The 20042-nt window shown below is 68.7% G+C and carries 18 protein-coding genes; 10 read left to right on the top strand and 8 right to left on the bottom strand.

The annotated features are described in order from the left end of the window. From IC63_RS12990 to IC63_RS12970, 5 genes are all read left to right on the top strand, one after another. Positions 1 to 471 (top strand): calcium-binding protein (locus tag IC63_RS12990; RefSeq protein ID WP_036720975.1); only part of this gene is annotated, 471 nt, incomplete at its 5' end. A gap of 78 nt (positions 472 to 549) precedes the next feature. Then, the gene (locus IC63_RS12985; protein WP_036720974.1) at positions 550 to 2397 is read left to right on the top strand and encodes an ABC-F family ATP-binding cassette domain-containing protein; all 1848 of its coding nucleotides are present in this window, start codon (positions 550 to 552) and stop codon (positions 2395 to 2397) included. Positions 2398 to 2478: 81 nt separating this feature from the next. Then, a complete protein-coding gene (locus IC63_RS12980; RefSeq protein WP_036720973.1) occupies positions 2479 to 3228 on the top strand; it encodes a MipA/OmpV family protein in 750 nt (249 codons plus the stop codon). A gap of 148 nt (positions 3229 to 3376) precedes the next feature. Next, positions 3377 to 3745: an SUF system Fe-S cluster assembly protein gene (locus tag IC63_RS12975; protein WP_036720972.1), complete on the top strand. Its 369-nt coding sequence runs from the start codon at positions 3377 to 3379 to the stop codon at positions 3743 to 3745. A 29-nt stretch (positions 3746 to 3774) separates the two neighbouring features. Beyond that, the gene (locus tag IC63_RS12970; RefSeq protein ID WP_036720971.1) at positions 3775 to 4317 is read left to right on the top strand and encodes a sugar O-acetyltransferase; all 543 of its coding nucleotides are present in this window, start codon (positions 3775 to 3777) and stop codon (positions 4315 to 4317) included. On the opposite strand, the gene IC63_RS12965 is transcribed toward IC63_RS12970, so the two are convergent. From IC63_RS12965 to IC63_RS12935, 7 genes are read right to left on the bottom strand one after another with little or no spacing between them, the layout of a single operon-like run. Further along, on the bottom strand, positions 4314 to 5003 hold the full coding sequence (locus IC63_RS12965) for a DUF1523 family protein (RefSeq protein WP_036720970.1): 690 nt from the start codon (positions 5001 to 5003) through the stop codon (positions 4314 to 4316). The genes IC63_RS12970 and IC63_RS12965 overlap by 4 nt on opposite strands. A 12-nt stretch (positions 5004 to 5015) precedes the next feature. After that, positions 5016 to 5294: a hypothetical protein gene (locus IC63_RS12960; protein ID WP_232222611.1), complete on the bottom strand. Its 279-nt coding sequence runs from the start codon at positions 5292 to 5294 to the stop codon at positions 5016 to 5018. Further along, complete coding sequence (locus IC63_RS12955) at positions 5294 to 6688, bottom strand: DUF6638 family protein (RefSeq protein WP_036720969.1); 1395 nt, start codon at positions 6686 to 6688, stop codon at positions 5294 to 5296. Before IC63_RS12955 ends, IC63_RS12960 begins: the two co-directional genes overlap by 1 nt. After that, entirely contained in the window at positions 6685 to 6987 is a 303-nt protein-coding gene (locus IC63_RS12950; protein WP_036720968.1) for a hypothetical protein, read from the bottom strand. The genes IC63_RS12955 and IC63_RS12950 overlap by 4 nt, the downstream gene beginning before the upstream one ends. Then, positions 6987 to 8912 (bottom strand): AAA family ATPase, encoded by a 1926-nt coding sequence (locus tag IC63_RS12945; RefSeq protein WP_036720967.1) that lies wholly within the window; start codon positions 8910 to 8912, stop codon positions 6987 to 6989. The genes IC63_RS12950 and IC63_RS12945 overlap by 1 nt, the downstream gene beginning before the upstream one ends. Beyond that, complete coding sequence (locus IC63_RS12940) at positions 8912 to 10045, bottom strand: hypothetical protein (RefSeq protein ID WP_052042223.1); 1134 nt, start codon at positions 10043 to 10045, stop codon at positions 8912 to 8914. The genes IC63_RS12945 and IC63_RS12940 overlap by 1 nt, the downstream gene beginning before the upstream one ends. Further along, a complete protein-coding gene (locus IC63_RS12935; RefSeq protein WP_036720966.1) occupies positions 10046 to 11125 on the bottom strand; it encodes a hypothetical protein in 1080 nt (359 codons plus the stop codon). 117 nt (positions 11126 to 11242) lie between these two features. Here IC63_RS12935 and IC63_RS12930 point away from each other — a divergent pair, with 117 nt between their 5' ends. The 5 genes from IC63_RS12930 (at position 11243) to IC63_RS12910 (ending at position 16792) form a co-directional block, all read left to right on the top strand. Next, complete coding sequence (locus IC63_RS12930) at positions 11243 to 12547, top strand: acetylornithine deacetylase/succinyl-diaminopimelate desuccinylase family protein (protein ID WP_036720965.1); 1305 nt, start codon at positions 11243 to 11245, stop codon at positions 12545 to 12547. A gap of 24 nt (positions 12548 to 12571) precedes the next feature. Further along, positions 12572 to 12865: an FtsB family cell division protein gene (locus IC63_RS12925; protein ID WP_036720964.1), complete on the top strand. Its 294-nt coding sequence runs from the start codon at positions 12572 to 12574 to the stop codon at positions 12863 to 12865. A 114-nt stretch (positions 12866 to 12979) separates the two neighbouring features. Continuing rightward, positions 12980 to 14035 (top strand): pyruvate dehydrogenase (acetyl-transferring) E1 component subunit alpha, encoded by a 1056-nt coding sequence (gene pdhA, locus IC63_RS12920; RefSeq protein WP_084115846.1) that lies wholly within the window; start codon positions 12980 to 12982, stop codon positions 14033 to 14035. A gap of 12 nt (positions 14036 to 14047) precedes the next feature. Then, positions 14048 to 15463 (top strand): pyruvate dehydrogenase complex E1 component subunit beta, encoded by a 1416-nt coding sequence (locus IC63_RS12915; protein ID WP_036720962.1) that lies wholly within the window; start codon positions 14048 to 14050, stop codon positions 15461 to 15463. Between the two features lie 12 nt (positions 15464 to 15475). Then, on the top strand, positions 15476 to 16792 hold the full coding sequence (locus IC63_RS12910; protein ID WP_036720961.1) for a pyruvate dehydrogenase complex dihydrolipoamide acetyltransferase: 1317 nt from the start codon (positions 15476 to 15478) through the stop codon (positions 16790 to 16792). Positions 16793 to 16901: 109 nt separating this feature from the next. On the opposite strand, the gene IC63_RS12905 is transcribed toward IC63_RS12910, so the two are convergent. After that, positions 16902 to 19955 carry an efflux RND transporter permease subunit gene (locus IC63_RS12905; RefSeq protein WP_036720960.1) on the bottom strand — a complete coding sequence of 1018 codons (3054 nt, stop codon included), beginning with the start codon at positions 19953 to 19955 and terminating at the stop codon, positions 16902 to 16904. Between the last annotated feature and the right edge of the window lie 87 nt (positions 19956 to 20042).

Here is a 20042-nt window from a genome sequence, read left to right as displayed (position 1 = left end):
CCCGACAACGTGTCGTTGTCGGGAGATGCCGACGACGACCGCCTGTCGGGTGAGGACGGTGACGACGTGCTGCGCGGCGGCGATGGCAACGACATCATTGCGGGGGGTTCCGGCAACGACCGGCTGCTGGGCGATGACGGAAACGACAGGCTGGTCGCCGGCGCCGGCAACGACGTGCTGCAGGGCGGCGCCGGCGACGACGAGCTGTGGGGCGACGCCGGGGCCGACCTGATGACGGGGGGCGCCGGGGCCGACCGGTTCGTCTTTACCCGCGGCATGGGCCGCGACGTCATCACCGACTTCTCTGCGGCGGATGGGGACAGCCTGGTCTTTACCGGCATCGCCTCGCGCGCCGGGTCGCTGCAATACGCTCATCAGGTCGGGACCGCCACGGTGTTCGACTTTGGTGCCGGCGACATGCTGGTGCTGCAGAACGTCAACCTCGCCGCCCTGACCGACCTGTGGACCTGAACGCCCGGGCCCCCGACTGAACCTCGCCCTGCACAGCCGGCGATTGACGCGCCGGCTGCGCTGCGGCAAGGCGCGGGGATGCTGAAGATCGACGACATCTCCTATGCCATCGCCGGGCGGCCGCTGTTCGAACATGCCTCGGCGGTGATCCCGGACGGCCACAAGGTCGGTCTGGTCGGCCCGAACGGCGCCGGCAAGACCACGCTATTCCGGCTGATCCGGGGCGAGTTGGGGCTGGACGGCGGGTCGATAACCCTCCCCGCGCGGGCACGGATCGGCGGGGTGGCGCAGGAAAGCGCCGCCACCAACCTCAGCGTGCTGGACACGGTGCTGGCCGCCGATACCGAACGCCACGCCTTGCTGGCCGAGGCCGAGACGGCGACCGACCCGCACCGCATCGCCGACATCCAGACCCGGCTGGCCGACATCGACGCCTGGTCGGCCGAGGGGCGGGCCGCCTCGATCCTGCAGGGGCTGGGGTTTTCCACCGAAGACCAGGCCCGGCCGACCGGGGATTTCTCGGGCGGCTGGCGGATGCGGATGGCGCTGGCCGGCGTGCTGTTCGCCCAGCCCGACCTTCTGCTGCTGGACGAACCGACCAACTATCTGGACCTGGAAGGGGCGCTGTGGCTGGAAGGCTATCTGGCGAAATACCCCCACACCGTCATCATCATCAGCCATGATCGCGGGCTGCTGAACCGGGCCGTGGGCTCGATCCTGCATCTCGAGGATCGCCGGCTCACGCTCTATTCCGGCGGCTATGACAGCTTTGCCCGCACCCGCGCCGAACGTCGCGCCGTGCAGGCGGCCGAGGCCAAGAAGCAAGAGGCCCGCCGCGCCCATCTGCAAAGCTTCGTCGACCGCTTCCGCGCCAAGGCGACCAAGGCCGCGCAGGCGCAGTCGCGGCTGAAGGCGCTGGCCCGGATGGAGCCGATCGCCTCGCCCGAAGAGGCGAAGTTCCACCGCTTCACCTTCCCCCAGCCCGACCAGCTGTCGCCGCCGATCGTCTCGCTGGACGGCGTCTCGGTCGGCTATGGCGACCGGGCGGTGCTGCGGCGGCTGAACCTGCGGCTGGACCAGGACGACCGGATCGCGCTGCTGGGCCGAAACGGGCAGGGGAAATCCACGCTGTCCAAGCTGCTCGCCGGGCGGCTGGCGCCGATGGAGGGCCGGCTGGTCAAGTCGCCCCGGCTGCGGGTCGGCTATTTCGCCCAGCACCAGGTCGACGAGCTGCATCTGGACGAGACCCCGCTGGATCACGTCCGCAGCCTGCGCCCGGACGAGGCGCCGGCCCGGCTGCGCGCCCGTCTGGCCGGGTTCGGCCTGATGGAGGCGCAGGCCGAGACCCGCGTCGGCGCGCTGTCGGGCGGGCAGAAGGCGCGGCTGTCGCTGCTGCTGGCGACCATCGACGCGCCGCATCTGCTGATCCTCGACGAACCGACCAACCACCTGGACATCGAATCCCGCGAGGCGCTGACCGAGGCGCTGAACGACTATACCGGCGCCGTGGTGCTGGTCAGCCACGACATGCACCTGCTGGAGCTGGTCGCGGACCGGCTGTGGCTGGTGGCCGACGGGGCGGTGACGCCGTATGCCGACGATCTGGACACCTATCGCCGCTCGCTGCTGGCCAGCGACGAACCCAAGGCCCCGGCTTCGCCGCCCAAGGCGCCCGCGCAGCGCGCCAGCCGCGACGAGATCCTCGAACTGCGGGCCGAGGCGCGGCGCGGCGAAGAACGGGTCGAGAAGCTGACCGCGATGCTGGAAAAGATCAGCGCCCGCATGGCCGACCCAACGCTGTATGACGACCCGGCCGAGGCCGAGAAATGGGGCCGCAAGCACGCTGAGGCGTCCGAGGCCCTGCCGCGAGCCGAGGCGCTGTGGATGGAGGCACTGGAGCGGCTCGAGGCCGCCGAGCGCGGCTGACGGCGCTGGACAGCCCGGCCCCGCCCCGGCAGAATCCCCCGCAATGACGAAAGCCGCACCGGCGATCACAAGGACAGTGACATGACCCGTTTCCCGCTTGCGGCCCTGCTGGCCGCGCTGACCGTCACCCCCGCCGCCGCGCAGGAGGGCTGGGGCATCGCCGCCGATATCGGCCTGGGCGCCGAGGTCGAACCCGACTGGCTGGGCTCGAAGGACATGGAGACCTCGCCCTGGGTCATCTTCCGCAACGTGGACCTGACCCGGCCGGGGCAGGCGGCGACCGCGGACGGCTCGTCCGACGGGCTGCGGGTGCTGCCGACGCTGAACTGGCGCGGCGGCCGCAAGGCCGACGATTCCGACGCGCTGACCGGGCTGGACGACATCGACGGCACCGTCGAGGCTGGGGTGAAATTCAGCTATACCCGCGGCCCGGCGACGGCGCAGCTGATCGTCCGCAAGGGCTTTGGCGGCCATGACGGCCTGGCCGGCTCGGTCGGCGGCAAGTACCGCATCGCCCCGAGCGACCGGCTGACGCTGTGGCCGGGGATCGAGGCCAAGTTCGGCGACGACAGCTTTACCCAGACCTATTTCGGCGTGACCGCCGACGAATCTGCGCGCAGCGGCTATGCCGCCTACAGCCCCCAGGGCGGGATCTATGCGGCGGGCGTCAGCCTCGAGGGGCGGTATGCGGTGACCGACAGCCTCGCCGTGGTGGGCGAGGTCGAATACAGCAAGCTGGTCGGCGATGCGGCGGATTCGCCCTTTGTCGAGGACACCAGCCAGCCCGCGCTGCGGCTGGGGATCGTTCATCGCTTCGACCTGCGGTTCTGACGCCGGGCGTCGGCCGGGCCGAACGCGGCGCGGCACCCATGCCGTCACGGCACACCGGCCCCCCGCCGCGTCCGCCCCCGGGGGGCCTTTCACCGCCCGCGGCGTTCCCCTATATAATCGCTCAGCTATTGAAGGGGAGCCATCCCGCATGGACCAGTCACAGACCCAGCCGATGATCGAGGGGGCGCCGCTGATCGCGCCCTCGACGACCGATCATCCCCTGTACGACAGCGTGGTCGAGGCGTGCCGGACGGTCTATGACCCTGAAATCCCGGTGAATATCTTCGACCTGGGGCTGATCTACACGATCGCCATCGACGACACCGACGCGGTGCGGGTGATGATGACCCTGACCGCGCCGGGCTGCCCGGTGGCCGGCGAAATGCCCGGCTGGGTCGCCGATGCCGTCAACGCCCTGCCCGGCGTGCGTCAGGTCGATGTCGAGATGACCTTCCAGCCCCCCTGGGGGATGGAGATGATGTCCGACGAGGCGCGGCTGGAGCTGGGGTTCATGTGACCCGGCCCCTCGGCCCGGCGCGCCGCGCCATGCTGGACGGGCAGCCCTATGATCCGTCCGACCCCGAACTGCTCGCCCTGCGCCAGCGCGCGCAGCGCCTGACCGCCGCGCGCAGCGGGATCGAGGGCGACGCCGCGGACCAAGCGATCCTGTCCGACCTGCTGGGGACCTGGAACGGCGCGGTGATCCGGGCACCCTTCGCGGTCGATTACGGGCTGCACATCCATTTCGGTCCGGGGTGCTTCGTTAACTACAACTGCGTGTTTCTGGACGTCGCCGAGATCCGCATCGGCGTGCGGGTCCAGATCGGCCCGGCGGTGCAGCTGCTGACCGCAGACCACCCGCGCGAGGTCGCGCGTCGGGCCGCGGGCGAGGAATACGGCCGGCCGATCCGAATCGGCGACGATGTCTGGATCGGAGCCGGCGCGCTGGTCCTGCCGGGCGTGCGCATCGGCGACGGCGCCATCCTCGGCGCGGGCGCGGTCGTCACCCGCGACGTCGCGGCCGGGGCCACGGTCGCGGGCAACCCGGCTCGCCCCGTCGGTCAGGCCGCAGCCCGCGCAACGCCCTAGCGCCGTGGCTTGCCGCGCCAGCTGTCCACCCAGCCGCTGAACCGCCCCCGCGCCTGCCGCGATTCCGCCACCACCCGGTCGCGCGCGCTGTCCAGGCGGTCGTCCACGCGGTCGATCGCGCGGTCGGCGCGGGCCAGCGCCGGGTCGATGGACCGCTCGCGGAACTGGTTCCACATCCGCCAGATCAGGAACAGCAGCGCGCCGATCACCCCCAGGATCGCCATCGCCGGCCAGTTGAGCGGGTGGTCGCCCGGTCCCGCCACGGGGCGCATCGAGATCGCGTTGGGGAAGATGCTCAGCGGCGAGATCCGCCAGCCATAGGAGGTCACGCTGACCCAGCGCGGTGCCTCGGCGCTGGATTTCAGGTCGCCCGCCACCGCATGCAGGTTCGAGCTGTCGTACTTGAAATAGGGCGGCCAGATCGTGCCGGTATCCTCGTTGCGATAGACCAGAGGCTTGCCGTTCGGCCGCACCGTGTCGATGAAACGGATGTCGCGCAGGCCCTGGGCATTCTGCACCGTGCCCGTATCGGGCGAGGCATAGAAGATCTTATTCCAGCCCAGATCGGTCAGCTTGTTGTAGGTGTTGGTGATCCGCACCGTGTTCCGCGACGGCAGCGCATAGTCGAGAAACAGGAACACAAGGACGCCGAACAGCACCCCCAGCACGACCTGAAAATTACGCATGGGCGGGGTTCCTCAGCGGTTGTTCACAAGATACGCGATCACGAAGATCGCGAGCGTCGGCAGCATGAACACCAGCGCCACCAGCCGCGACCTGAGCGTGCGGTGAAAGTCATGCATCGAACGCCGCACGAACTCGTCGCGTTCCGGGCTGTCGCCGGGCTCGGCAGGGTGGCGCTCGGCCCACTCCTCTTCCAGCCGCTCGCGCCGCAGCGAGCGCAGATAGTAGGACAGCATCACATAGAACAGCGCCTCGATGGCAATGACGATGGCGGCTAATCGGATGATGGCCATCAGCGTGCCGCCCCCCACGGCCCGGCCGCCGGCGCGGCCCGTTCAGTCAGCGTCACCCGCGCCGGCCCCCAGGGCGCGGCGGGTGCGGCAGGCGCGTTACGCTCGGGCGCGCCGGGTTCGGCCATGCCGGGTTCCGGCCCGAACAGTGCCTCGCGCGTGCCCTGCTTGTCGATCTGGTATTCCCGCGCCAGCTGGTCCGCGACGTATTTCTGCTTGGCCGCGTCCCAGCCCTGAAACAGCTTGTAAAACAGCGTCTTGTTCAGGGTGAACAGCGCTCGCACATCATGCGGGGCAAGCTCGGTCAGAAGCTGGTTCACCACGTCGCGGGCCGGCAGCGCGGTGGCGCGCAGGACATAGAAATAGGCCGGATCGCCGGAATCAATCACCGGCCAGTCGCCCCCGGTTTCGACATAGCGCAGGATCGCGGCCAGCCCGCGCAGCTCGGCCGGCATGGCCGCGGGGGCCAGCCGGGCCGCGGCGCGGCGCAGGTCGGCGCGGGTGCCGTCGCCCGGGTCGATGCCGGCCCGGGTCGCCGAGTCGACCAGGATGAAGTCGATCTTCTGGCGCAGGATCGCGGCAGTGTCGGCCGCCGCGGCGGCCGCGATGGGTTCGGCGAGACCGTTGCGGGCGAGCCAGGCGGCGATCTCGTTGCGGTCATGGGCGCTCATGGTCAGGACGCCGGACAGCGGGACCTCCTGCGCGGGATCGGTAAAGATCACCGCCGGCTCGCGCGCCGACCGGATCACGTAGACGCCGCCGAAGGCAGGGGTCCAGAAATCCGGCACGTCAAAACTGGTGTGCGCCAGCCGCACCGGATTGCGGGTCACGTCGCCGGACTTCTTGGCCTGCTCGATCATCTCGGCGATCAGCACGTCGTCCCACCAGGCGTCGGGCTGGCTGCGGAAGCGGTCGATCATCGCGGTCAGCCGATCAGCCTCGGCGACATGGTTGCCGGTGGTGTCGGCGCTGATCCGCACCTTGCGGATGTCCAGAAGGTCGGCGGGCTGGGCGACCTGCCAGACCTCGTCGTCGATCTCGCCCACCACCGCGTCGCGGGCGGTGAGGCTGAAGAGCTGGCTTTCGTTATCGGCGATGAAGCGGCGCAGGATCGCGCGATAGACCGAGAGGTCCGCGGCCAGCATCGGCGCGGTCTTCTGCTCGGTCGTCAGCAGGATGAACTGGCGGTTGCCGTTCGGCGGGTTGAGATAGTCCAGATCGCCCAGCTCGTCGCCGATCTCGGGCGACAGGCCGGTGAGGTCGATGTGGAACTCGGTCAGCGCGGTGGTCTTGCCTGTCAGCTTTTCCAGCGCACGGTTGTAGAGCGCGACCCAGGCGGGGGAGTCCACCCGCAGGAGGTTCCCGAACATCAGGCCCCGTTCGATGAGGAGATTCATGTCCGTGTCCTCGACAGGACCACGGCATCCCTGAGCGCAAACGTCATGAGGATGCCTGCCATGACGAATCCGCCCGCGAAGCTGGCGGCAGCCACGTCGTTCCCAAAGCAATGGCCCGGAGTGAAGGGCTCCTGCCAATACGCGCCGTGGCACTCGAGGGTCGTGGCATACATCGTGAGCAACCCGGCGAACGCGATCGAGCCGGAGATAACCACGGACCAGCCGGCGCCGCGGGGCCGCACGAGGGTGGGGCCGGCGAAGACCGCGAAGAGGATGGCAATCAAAATGGCCCGACCCATCAGTGCCCCGCCCCCTCATACCTTCTCTTCGCCTCGGCCATGCGCTCCATCCCGCGTACCGTTTCCTCGATGGCGCTTTCGTCTGCCGTCTCGGCATAGCGCCATTCGCTGTCGGCGTAGCGGTTGATTTCCTGCACCACCATCGCCGGGGTGATCGGCTGGCGCAGCGCTGCGATCATCTCGAGCTTCACCGCGTACGGCTGGTGCAGGAACGGCTCGGGCGAGGTGAACCATTCGTCGGGCATGTCGAAATCCATCGCGCGGGTCTTGATCGCGTCGGTGATGTTCTTGACCGCCCGCCCCGTAAAGCGCGGCTCGGCCTCGGCGATGGCGTGCAGATAGGTGCCGATCTCGGACAGCGTGTCGACCGGGCCCAGCCGGGCCGACACCTCGTCCCAGATCGCGGCCAGCGAGGCCTCTGCGGGGCGGTCGTGGCCGGAATAGCCCTTGCGCACCGCGGTGCGGATTTCCTGCGCCTTCATCAGGTCGTGCTCGCCCACCGGGATGTCGTGGCGCTTGCCCAGCAGCAGGGCGAAGATGTCGATGTAGTCCTCGCGCGTCTTCGGGCCGTCGATCAGGAAGCGGGCGCCGGCGCGCTGGCGCAGGGCGTCGTCAATCGACTCGGCGTGGTTGGAAAACATCCCGAAGGTCGCGTTGCCGCGCACCACCGTGCCGGCGCCGGCGAAGGCGTCCATCAGCACCGCGGTGATCTCCTGCTGGCCCGAGGAGGACTGCCGGTCCCCGCGCCGCCCCGCCACCTGGTCGATGTCGTCGATGGTGCCGAAGCCGATCACCGATGGATCCAGCACGCTGTCGATGAACGCCCGCGCGTTCTGCCCCGACTTGCCCTGATAGCTGTCCACGTTGTCGATGCCGAGATTGGCATAGCGCCACGGATAGCCCGCGACGGCGCAGTAGTCGTTGATCAGCCCCGCCATCATCTGGATCAGCGTGGTCTTGCCGGTCCCCGGCCGACCGTCGCCCAGGAAGGTGAAGATGAAGCCGCCCAGCTCCACGAACGGGTTCATCCGGCGGTCAAAGTCATAGGCGACCAGCATCCGCGCCAGCCGCATCGCCTGGTGCTTGGCGATGGCGTTGCCGACGACCTCTTCCGGGCGCTTGAAGGCCATCTGCACGGGCCTGCCGCGGGCGCGGGTAGCGGGGGCGAAGCCGGCGATGGGCAGGTCGTCGGCGGACACCCGCCAGCGGGCGCCGGCAAAGGCGGCGGTGCGCGGCGCGGCGTCGGCGCGGGCCTGGACGGCGGCGGCGAGCGCCTCGGCCCAGGCCAGCGTGATCGCGGCCACCGCCTTGTCGTCGGCGGCCGCGGCGAGCTTCTGGTCCAACTCCCACAGCGCGCCCTGCAGGGCGGTGTGGGGGGCGTCGGTGAGGATTTCCGAAACGCCGCCGATGTCGGGCGCCTCGCCGTCCGCGTGTTCGGCCAGCAGGAAAGCGGTCGCGTTGGCCAGCACCGACAGCACGGCGAGCGATTCCGCGGCCAGCATTTCCTTGAAGGCGCCGGCCTGCTCGGGCGGCAGGCGGTTTTCGAGGTTGGCGCGCTTCAACTCGGCCGCGCCCGACCGCGCCGACACCTCGTCCCCCACCGCAAGCGCGATGGCGAGCGCCCGGCGCAGGGCGCGCAGCACCGTCGCCGACAGCGCCGAGGGCAGGTCGTCGCCGCCCACCCGCTCGATCCGGTCCACCAGCCGCACCGCGCCGGGGCGCTGCGTGGACAGCCCCGCCAGCCCCGGCGTCGTCGAGCGGAAGCGCGAGGCGCGGGGGATGCCGGGCGAGCGTTCCGCCACCGCCACCGGCGCGGCGGTGGCGAGCCGCGGCGCGTGGTCAAAGCCGGTCAGCAGGGAAAGCGCCTGCGGGTAGTGGGCGCGGATCTTCGGCTCGGGCAGTTCCATCTCGTCGCGGGTTTCCATCAGTTCACCCCCATCACCCGCCCGTCGGGCATCGGCACGTATTTGCGGATTCCGCGGAAGCCCGGCGGGTCCAGCCGCGACAGCGCCTGGAACGGCCGCTGCGGGATCACCAGCAGCCGCTGGGCCGAGGTCAGCCCCTGCCCCATCCCGTGCGCGCCGGTGGTGTCGATCCGGTAGACCTGCTTTTCCACCACGCTGAAGACCCCCGAATTCTGCATCTCGACCCGGCCGGATTGCAGGTCCTCGACCGCCATCGCCAGCGCCCAGTCCTCGCCCGGCCTGGCGTGGGCATCCTCGAGCACGCCCTTGATCGGCCCCTCCTGCAGAGTGAATTCGCGCGAATGGATCGGCCCCAGCGTCACCCGGCGCAGCCGCCAGGGGTGGAGCGTGTCGAAATCGGCGTCGAAGCCCTGCGCGATCGTCAGCAATTGCAGTGCGCCGACGGATTGCGCCAGCAGATGCGCCTGCGCCTCGGGCCAGCGCTTGGCGTCGTCGGGCAGCGGCCGGCGGCCGGTGTCGTCGCAGTCCAGCAGATAGACCACCGGCAAGTTCTGGCGGCTGTCATAAACGCCCCAGTGGATCAGCCAGCGGCGGCGGTGGCCTTCCTGCCCCATGCCCAGCGCCATCGGGTGGATCTGCGGCCAGAACAGCCCCCCGGCGGCGAGCGCTTCGTAATACATCCGCTGCGACAGGGCGAATTGCAGCCGCGTCGGATGGCGCAGGTCGGACAAGATCTCGCGGATCATGTCGTCCTTGATCGCGGCGGCGGTGGGGGTACGCGCGAGCTGTTCGCCAGCCTGCGCCGCATCGGCGGCGGTCTGGGCGATCTCCTGCCAGACCGGGAAGCCGGAATCGTGGATGTCGATCACCAGCCGCCGCGACAGCGGGCCCTCGACGCGCGAGGCCACGAGATACTTCATCGACAGCGCATCGACGGTTGCCAGCAGCGCCCGCAGATAGCCTTGGATCACCTGCGTGTCGGTCAGGCCAAAGACCCGGTCCCGCACCATCTCGCCCAGGGCCGGGGTCAGCGCCGCGGCGATCCGGCGCAGTTGCAGGAAATAGCCGCGGGCGACGAGGTCGTCGGCGATCTCGCGGTGGTCGGCAGACAGGCCGGCGGCGGGGTTGGTCACTTACGACCCCGAATACAGGTTCTTGTCGTGCTTCTCGACGATCTCGCTGAACCGGCGGGCAAAGCGTTCGTCGGCCTTGGCCTTCTCCTCGAGCACCTTGCGGGCAAAGACCATGTGTTCGCCGTGCGCCTCCAGCATGTCGGCCATCTTTTCGTTGGTCGCGGCGCCGATGCCGGCCATCGCGGTCGCGGCCTCCTGGTCGGTTCGCACGCCGATCTCGTTGATGCGGTGGGCCACGTCCTGCTGCTGGGCGGTCTTCAGCGATTTTGTCAGCGCGTCATACAGCACCACGCGCTGCTTGGTGTCGGTCTGCAGCTTGTTGATCAGCACCATCTGCGTCGCGGCCTGGTTCTGCAGGCTGTCGACCCAGGTCTTGCCCGACTCGATATAGCGTTCCAGCGTCTGCGACCGGGCCAGAGCCACCTGCTCGGCCTGCACCAGCTCGTTGTGGTCCTTGTTGGCCATCGCCAGCTCGGTTTCCAGCCGGGTGCGGTCGCTGGGGTCGGTGGTGCTGGAAACCTTGTTTTCCAGTTCGATCAGCCGCGGGTCCATCGCCTTGATGCGCTCACGCAGGCTTTCCAGTTCGGCCACGGCGGCCTCGCGGTCGGCCAGCGTCTGGGTCAGGTTGCTCTCGACCTTGACCTGCTGGTCCTGCAGCAGCGCCAGCTGGTCCTGCAGCAGCCGGGTGATGACGTCCGACTTGGAAATCAGGTCCTGCAGCTTGTCGTCGACCGAGGCCGTCCGCAGCCGTTCCTGCCGCATCGATTCCGACTTGCCGCGGGCGAAGATGCCGACAAAGCTTTCCCAGCCGGTCTTGGACCGCATCTGCTCGAAGTCCTTGGAAAACCCCGCGGTCACATCGTCCAGCCCCATGATCAGCTCGGCGATGTTGGCGTTCATCTGCTCGGTGTGCTTATGGACATCGGCCAGCGTGGCATTGGCGATGTCCATTTGCGGGGCGGTCGCGGCGGTGTCGGCCCGCGCCATCCGGTCCAGCGTCACGCCGATCTGGTTGATCTTGTCCTGGGTGACGGCCACCTGCTTCTGGCTGTCGATGATCTGCTGGTCGAGGCTGGCCATGCGGGCACACTCCGTTCAAATCGGCGTCGGTCCAAGTTACGGAGGGAAAACCGCCGGTTGGCAAGGCGGTTCCCCTGGCGATTGCGATGCCGGCGCTTCGCCCCTAGCATCGCGCGCATGGACACGCTGAAATCCGCCGTCGATGCCCGCCGCGAGGACCTGATCGCGCTGACCCGGGCGCTGATCCGCATCCCCACGCTGAACCCGCCGGGCCTGCATTACCTTGACATCTGCGAGGCGCTGGCCGCCCGGATGGAACCGCAAGGCTGGCGCGTGGAGCTGATCCGCGCCCAGGGCGCGCCGGGGGACAGCGAGAATTACCCGCGCTGGAACGTGATCTGCACCCATGACGCGGGGCGACCCGGCGACACCGTGCATTTCAACAGCCACCACGACGTGGTCGAGGTCGGCCACGGCTGGACCCGTGACCCCTTCGGCGGCGAATACGTCCCCGACGAGGACCGCATCTATGGCCGCGGCGCGTGCGACATGAAGGGCGGGCTGGCGGCCAGCATCATCGCCGCCGAGGCCTTCGTCGCCACCCATCCCGACCACGCCGGCCGCATCCAGATCAGCGCCACGGCGGACGAGGAATCCGGCGGCTATGGCGGCGTCGCCTATCTGGCCGAGCACGGGCATTTCGCCGACGTGCAGCACGTCATCATCCCCGAACCCTTGCACAAGGACCGCATCTGCCTGGGCCATCGCGGCGTCTGGTGGGCGGAAATCGAGACCCGGGGCCGGATCGCCCACGGCTCGATGCCGTTCCTCGGCGACTGCGCGGTGCGCCACATGGGCGCGGTCATCGACGAGATGGAACGGACGCTGTATCCGCTGCTCGCCGGCAAGCAGACGGCGATGCCGGTGATCCCGGACGGGGCGCGGAACTCGACCCTGAACATCAACTCGATCCACGGCGGCGCGCGCGAACCCGAGGAGGGCTATACCGGCCTGCCCGCCCCCTGCGTCCCCGACCGCTGCCGCATCGTCATCGACCGCCGCTTCCTGATCGAGGAACAGCTGGACGAGGTGAAAGCCGAGGTCGCCGCCCTGATGGAGCGGGTCAGGGCGCAGCGGGCGAGCTTCTCGTACGAGATCCGCGACCTGTTCGAGGTCATCCCCTCGATGACCGACCGCGACGCGCCGGTGGTCCGCACCACCGCCGCCGCGATCGAGCGGGTGCTGGGGATCGAGGCCGGCTATGTGGTCAGCCCCGGCACCTATGACCAGAAGCACATCGACCGCATCGGCAAGCTTAAGAACTGCATCGCCTATGGGCCGGGCGTGCTGAACCTGGCGCACCAGCCCGACGAATGGATCGGCGTGCGCGACATGCTGGACAGCGCGCAGGTCATGGCGCTGGTGCTGGCCGACCTGCTGGTGACGAACCCGGATTCCCCTGCCCGCCCCGGCATGGCATAAGGGCCGAAACCAGCCGGAGCGATCATGTCCCGCACCCTGCCCGTCAGCGCCGTCGTGTTCTTCATCATCATGCTGCTGCTGGGACTGTATTTCGCCTTCGCCGCCGTGCAGGGGCCCTCGGGCCTGCTGCGCCGGGTGCAGCTCGAGGCCGAGACCGCCGATCTGGTCAAGGAACGCGAGGTCCTCACCGGCGAGGTCGCCAAGATGCGCAACCTGACCCGCCGGCTGTCGGACGACTATCTCGATCTCGACCTGCTGGACGAACGCGCCCGCGACGTGCTGGGGCTGGTCCGGGCGGACGAGCTGGTCATCCGCTAGGCATCCCTGCACCGGGCGAATGACGCCGCGTCAGGAATCGGCTTGCACCGGCCGCCGGGCCGCGTCAGGACTAGTTCAACGCTGAACTATTCCGCAGCATACCGGAGGACTAGCATGGCCCGTAGCCCGGCACGGCCCGCCCAGGCGGCCGCCCCCGCCCCGACAGCATCCGCGAACACCGCCAACGTGTCCCGCGACGATCTGCTGAAATACTACCGCGACATGCTGCTGATCCGCCGGTTCGAGGAGAAGGCCGGCCAGCTTTACGGCATGGGTCTCATCGGCGGCTTCTGCCACCTGTATATCGGCCAGGAAGCCGTCGTCGTGGGGCTGGAGGCCGCCGCCAAGGAAGGCGACAAGCGCATCACGTCCTATCGTGACCACGGCCACATGCTCGCCTGCGGGATGGAGGCGCGCGGCGTGATGGCCGAGCTGACCGGGCGCGAGGGGGGATACTCCAGGGGCAAGGGCGGCTCGATGCACATGTTCTCGAAAGAGAAGCATTTCTACGGCGGCCACGGGATCGTCGGCGCCCAGGTGCCGCTGGGCGCGGGGCTGGCATTTTCGGACAAGTACAAGGGCAACGACAACGTCACGTTCACCTATTTCGGCGACGGCGCGTCGAACCAGGGCCAGGTCTATGAGACCTACAACATGGCCGAGTTGTGGGACCTGCCGGTCATCTTCGTGATCGAGAACAACCAGTACGCGATGGGGACCAGCATGAAGCGGTCCACCAAGTCGACGACGCTGTACGGCCGGGGCGAGGCCTTCGGCATCCCCGGCGAACAGGTCGACGGCATGGACGTGCTGGCCGTCAAGGCCGCAGGCGACAAGGCGGTGGCCCACTGCCGCGCCGGCAAGGGACCGTATATCCTCGAGATGATGACCTATCGCTATCGCGGGCATTCCATGTCCGACCCGGCGAAGTACCGCACCCGCGAAGAGGTGCAGAAGATGCGCGACGAACGCGACGCGATCGAACACGTCCGCCAGCTGCTGCTGCAGGGCAAGCACGCGACCGAGGACGACCTCAAGGCCATCGACAAGGAAATCAAGGACATCGTGAACGACTCGGCCGATTTCGCGCGCGAAAGCCCGGAACCGGCCGAATCCGAGCTGTGGACCGACATCTATGCCGACGCTGATCCGGCGCCGCAGACCGCCTGAGGAGGGGACGACATGGCAACTGAAATCCTGATGCCCGCACTGTCCCCGACGATGGAGGAAGGGACGCTGGCCAAGTGGCTGGTGAAAGAGGGCGACACGGTGAAATCCGGCGACATCCTGGCCGAGATCGAGACCGACAAGGCCACGATGGAATTCGAGGCGGTGGACGAAGGCACCGTCGGCAAGCTGCTGGTGGCCGAGGGCACCCAGGGCGTCAAGGTGAACACCCCCATCGCCATGCTGCTGGCCGAGGGCGAGGACGCCTCGGCGGCCTCCGCCGCGTCGTCCGCGTCGGCCGAGCCGCCGGCCCGGACCGGCACGGGCGAGAACAGCAAGGACGAAAAGGGCGAGGATGCCGGCGCCGCCCCGGCCGCCGCCAGATCCGCCGTCGAGGCGGTCAGCACCCCCGAACCCGACGAATCCCCCGACTGGCCCCGGGGCACGGCGGTCAAGCAGATGACCGTGCGCGAGGCGCTGCGCGAGGCGATAGCCGAGGAAATGGAGCGCGACGAGACCGTCTTCCTGATGGGCGAGGAGGTCGGCGAATACCAGGGCGCCTACAAGATCAGCCAGGGCCTGCTGGAACGCTTCGGCCCGCGCCGGATCGTGGACACCCCGATCTCGGAAATGGGCTTTGCCGGGATCGGCGTCGGCGCCGCCTTCGGCGGGCTGCGCCCGATCGTCGAGTTCATGACCTTCAACTTCGCCATGCAGGCGATCGACCACATCATCAACTCGGCCGCCAAGACGCTCTACATGTCCGGCGGCCAGATGGGCGCGCCGATGGTGTTCCGCGGCCCGAACGGGGCCGCCGCCCGGGTCGGCGCCCAGCACAGCCAGGACTATGCGGCCTGGTATGCGGCGATCCCCGGCCTCAAGGTCGTGCAGCCCTATACGGCGGCCGATGCCAAGGGGCTGCTGAAGACCGCGATCCGGGACCCGAACCCGGTGATCTTCCTGGAAAACGAGATCCTCTACGGCCGGACCTTCGACGTCCCGGACCTGCCCGATTTCACCATTCCCTTCGGCAAGGCCCGCGTCGCCCGCAAGGGGCGTGACGTGACCCTCATCAGCTTCGGCATCGGCATGGCCCATGCGCTGGAGGCGGCCGAGAAGCTGGCGGGCGACGGCATCGACGCCGAGGTGATCGACCTGCGCACCCTGCGCCCGATCGACTATCCGGCGATCCTGCGGTCGGTGCAGAAGACGAACCGGGTGGTCACGGTCGAGGAAGGCTTCCCCGTGGCGTCCATCGGCAACCACCTGTCGGCCTGGATCATGGAAAACGCCTTCGATTACCTGGACGCCCCGGTGATCAACTGCACCGGCAAGGACGTGCCGATGCCCTATGCGGCGAACCTGGAACGCCTCGCGCTGGTGACGGCGGACGAGGTGGTCGAGGCGGTCCGCAAAGTGACCTATCGGTAAGGAGCGCGTGACATGGCAACCGAAATCCTGATGCCCGCGCTGTCCCCGACGATGGAGGAAGGCACGCTGGCCAAGTGGCTGGTGAAAGAGGGCGACACGGTGAAATCCGGCGACATCCTCGCCGAGATCGAGACCGACAAGGCGACGATGGAATTCGAGGCAGTGGACGAAGGGGTGATCGGCAAGATCGTCGTCCCCGAGGGCACCCAGGGGGTCAAGGTGAACGCCCTCATCGCCGTCCTGCTGGAGGAAGGCGAGGACGCCTCGGCCGCCGCTTCGGCGGGCGGCGCGGCCAAGGCCGAAGCGCCGAAAGCCGACGCACCGAAAGAGGCGCCGAAGGCCGAGACCGCTGCCCCCTCTGCTGCCCCCGCCCCGGCACGCGGCAAGGGCGACCGAGTCTTCGCCTCGCCCCTCGCCCGCCGGATCGCGGCGGAAAAGGGCATCGACCTGGCAGGCATCACCGGCTCGGGGCCGAAGGGCCGCATCGTCAAGGCCGACGTCGAAGCCGCCCAACCCGGCGCCGCCAAGCCTGCCGCCGCCGCAGCGCCCGCGGCAGCGCCGCAAGCCGCCGCTCCTGCGCAGGCAGCCGCCGTCCCGCAGGGTATGGGCTATGCCACCGTCGCCAAGATGCTGGAAGGCCGTGAGACCGAAGAGGTCGCGCTCGACGGGATGCGCCGCACCATCGCGGCGCGGCTGTCAGAGGCCAAGCAGACCATCCCGCATTTCTACCTGCGCCGCTCGGCCAAGCTGAACGCGCTGATGGAGTTCCGGGCGACGCTGAACAAGCAACTCGAATCCCGCGGGGTGAAGCTGTCGGTCAACGACTTCATCATCAAGGCCTGCGCGCTGGCCCTGCAGCAGGTGCCGGATGCCAACGCGGTCTGGGCCGGCGACCGGATCATCAAGCTGAAACCCTCGGACGTGGCGGTCGCCGTCGCCATCGAGGGCGGGCTCTTCACCCCGGTCCTCAAGGACGCCGACAAGAAGACGCTCTCGGCGCTGTCGGCCGAGATGAAGGACCTTGCCACCCGCGCCAAGACCAAGAAGCTCGCGCCGCACGAATACCAGGGCGGCAGCTTCGCGATCTCGAACCTCGGCATGTTCGGGATAGAGAACTTCGACGCGGTCATCAACCCGCCTCACGGCGCGATCCTCGCGGTGGGCGCCGGCATTCAGACTCCGGTGGTTGAAGACGGCGAGATCGTCATCCGCAACGTGATGTCGATGACCCTGTCCGTCGACCACCGCGTCATCGACGGCGCGCTCGGCGCGCAGCTTCTGCAAGCCATCGTCGAGCACCTGGAAAACCCGGTCGGCATGCTCGCCTGACCGACGCTCCACACAAGAAGGGCCGCGCCACACCGCGGCCCTTCTTCTTTGCCCAAATATCCTGGGGTGAAGCGCCGCAGGCGCGAGGGGCGAAGCCCCCGAGTACGCCTCAGACCTCGGACCGCGGCGCCCGGTTCAGCCCGACGATGCGCTGGATGAACCGCCCCGCGCCCTCCTGCGCCCCGTGGATCAGCGAGAACAGCGACGGCACGAACAGCAGCGACAGCAGCGTGGACAGCAGCAGCCCGCCGATCACCGCGATCGCCATCGGGGCGCGGAACTCGGACCCCTCGGCGGTCGAGATCGCGGACGGCACCATCCCCGCTGCCATGGCGATGGTTGTCATGACGATGGGGCGGGCGCGCTTGTGCACCGCGTCCAGGATCGCGTCGCGCTTGGCCGCGCCGGCGTCCATCGCGCTCAGGGCGAATTCGACCAGCATGATCGCGTTCTTGGTCACGATCCCCATCAGCATCAGGAACCCGATCACCACCGCCATGCCCATCGCATAGCCGGTCAGATACAGCGCGAACATCGCCCCCCCGATGGCCAGCGGCAGCGACAGCAGGATCGAAATCGGCGTCACGAAGTTGTGGAACAGCAGCACCAGCACGACATAGACAAGCAGCACGCCCGACCCCATCGCGATGCCAAAGGCGGAAAACACCTCGCCCATGATCTCGGCGTCGCCGGCGGTCTGGAACTCGGTCCCCGGCGGCAGCGCGATCTGTTCCTGCAGCGCGGTGATCTTGGCCGACACCGGGCCCAGCACCGCCCCGTCCACCAGGTTGGCGTTGACGGTGGTGCGATAGCGGCGGTCATAGCGCTCGATCTGGGTCGCGCCGGCCGACAGCGACACATCGGCCACCGCCGCCAGCGGCACCTGGCCCGCCTGCGACGGCACCCGCAGGTTGCGCAGTTGCAGCAGGTCCTTGCGCGCCTCGGCGTTCAACCGCACGAGGATCGGGATCTGCTCGTCACCGGCGTTGAACTTGGCGAGGTTCGATTCGCTGTCGCCCAGCGTCGCCACCAGCAGCGTCTGCGCCATCGAACTGGCCGAGACGCCCAACTGCGCCGCCAGCTCGGTCTTGGGCGCGATCTGGATTTCCGGGCGGCGCAGGCTCGAGGATGAACTCACCGTCTCGAGATCCGGCATCCGGCGCATCTCGGCGACCAGCAGCGCTGCGGCCTGCCCGGCAGCCTCCTCGCTGTCGCCCAGCACGCTGATCGACACGTCGTTGGCGCCGTTCTCGTTCTGGAAGTTCAGCCGGACGTCCGGCACCGTGGCCAGGTCGCGCTTCAGCTCGGCCTCGATGGCGAACTGGTCGCGCTCGCGGGTGCTCTTGCGGCCATAGTTGATCATCACCCGCGACGTGGTGACCTCGTCGGTGCCGCCCATGACGAAGACCGACCGCACCTCGGGCACCCGCGCGATACGCGCCGACAGGTCGCGCGAGACGGTCTGGTTCTGGGCGATGGTCGATCCGGGCGGCAGCTCAAGCTCGATCTGGCTGCGGCCGATATCGCCCGAGGCGATGAACTCGGTCGGCAGCAGCGTGGCGGAATAGATCGAGCCCGCGAAGACCCCGAAGCCCAGCAGCAGCGTCAGCAGCCGGTGCCGCATGGTCCAGCGCAGGACGCCCATCAGCCCGCGCATGACCGGCCCGTCGCGTTCCTCGTGCGCGGGCCCGGCGCCGCGCATGAAATAGGCGGCCAGCATCGGCGTGATGATCCGCGCCACCAGCAGCGAGAACAGCACGGCGATGGCGACGGTCAGGCCGAACTGCTTGAAATACTGCCCGGCGATGCCGCCCATGAAGCTGACCGGCGCAAACACCGCCACGATCGACATCGAGATCGCGATGACCGTCGTGCCGATTTCCGTCGCGGCTTCCTCGGCCGCCTGGTAGGGGGGCACGCCCATGTGAATGTGGCGGACGATGTTCTCGATTTCCACGATCGCGTCGTCGACCAGGATGCCGGTCACCAGCGTGATCCCCAGCAGGCTGATCCCGTTCAGGGTAAAGCCCAGCATGTCCATCACGAAGAAGGTGGGGATGACCGACAGCGGCAGCGCCACCGCGGCGATCAACGTCGCGCGCCAGTTGCGCAGGAACAGCATCACCACGATGACGGCCAGCGCGGCGCCCTCGTACAGCGTCTCCATCGCGGTATGGTAAGACTGTTCGGTATAGGTGGTGGCGTCGTCGATCAGCGTCACCCGCAGGTTGGGGTTCTGCGCCGAGATCTGGGCCAGCCGCTCTTTCGCGCCGTCGCCGGCAACCAGGTCGGACTTGCCGCTGGCGCGATAGACGCCGAAGGCCACCACCGGCTTGCCGTCCAGCAGCGCAAAGCTGCGTTCGTCGCTGGGCCCGTCAGTGACCTGCCCCAGCTGGTCCAGCCGCACCGTCCGCCCCGAGGCGATCGAGATCGGCGTCGCCGACAGCTGCGCCACGGTATCGGCCGAGCCGAGCGTGCGGATGGAATACTCGGTCCCCGCCAGATCGCCGCGGCCGCCGCCCATGTTGATGTTCTTGGACCGCAGCTCCTGGCTGACCCCGGCCGCGGTGAGGCCCAGCGCCAGCAGGCGGTCGGGGTCCAGCGCCACCTCGATCTGACGGTCGGCGCCGCCGATGCGGCTGACCTGCCCGACCCCGTCCACGGTCGACAGCTGGCGCGCGATCACGTCCTCGACGAATTTCGACAGCTCCTCGATGGACCGGGTCGGGTCGCTGACCGCATAGGTCAGGATCGGCATGCCGGTGACGTCGAGGCGCCGGACGAGCGGTTCGGTGATCGAATCCGGCAGGTCCGAGCGCACGCTGGCGACCGCGTCCTTGACGTCGTTCAGTGCCCGGTCGCTGTCGGTTTCCAGCTCGAACTCGACGGTGACGTTGGCGGCGCTGTCGGTGGCGGTCGAGCTGATATGCCGGACGCCGGTCACGTCGGCGATGGCGTCCTCGATCGGCTTGACGACCTGGCTGGTCAGTTCCGCCGGGGCGGCGCCGGGCTGGCCGATCGAGACGGTGACGATCGGCAGGTCGATATTCGGCATCGCCGTCACCGGCAGCCGCATGAAGCTGAACAGCCCGACGATCAGCAGCACGAGGAAGATCGCGGTCGGCGGGACCGGATTGCGGATCGACCAGGTGGAGAGGTTCATGGCCGCTGCCCCGACTCGGCCGCCGTGGCTTGGGGGGCGGCGGGCGCGGCGGGGGCCTGCGGTTCGGTGGGTGTAGCAGTTGGGGTC

It is taken from the genome of Paracoccus sphaerophysae, from assembly GCF_000763805.1.
Taxonomy (GTDB): domain Bacteria; phylum Pseudomonadota; class Alphaproteobacteria; order Rhodobacterales; family Rhodobacteraceae; genus Paracoccus; species Paracoccus sphaerophysae.
The sequence above is the reverse complement of the archived record's forward strand: the minus strand, read 5'-3'. Positions and strand labels throughout refer to the sequence as shown.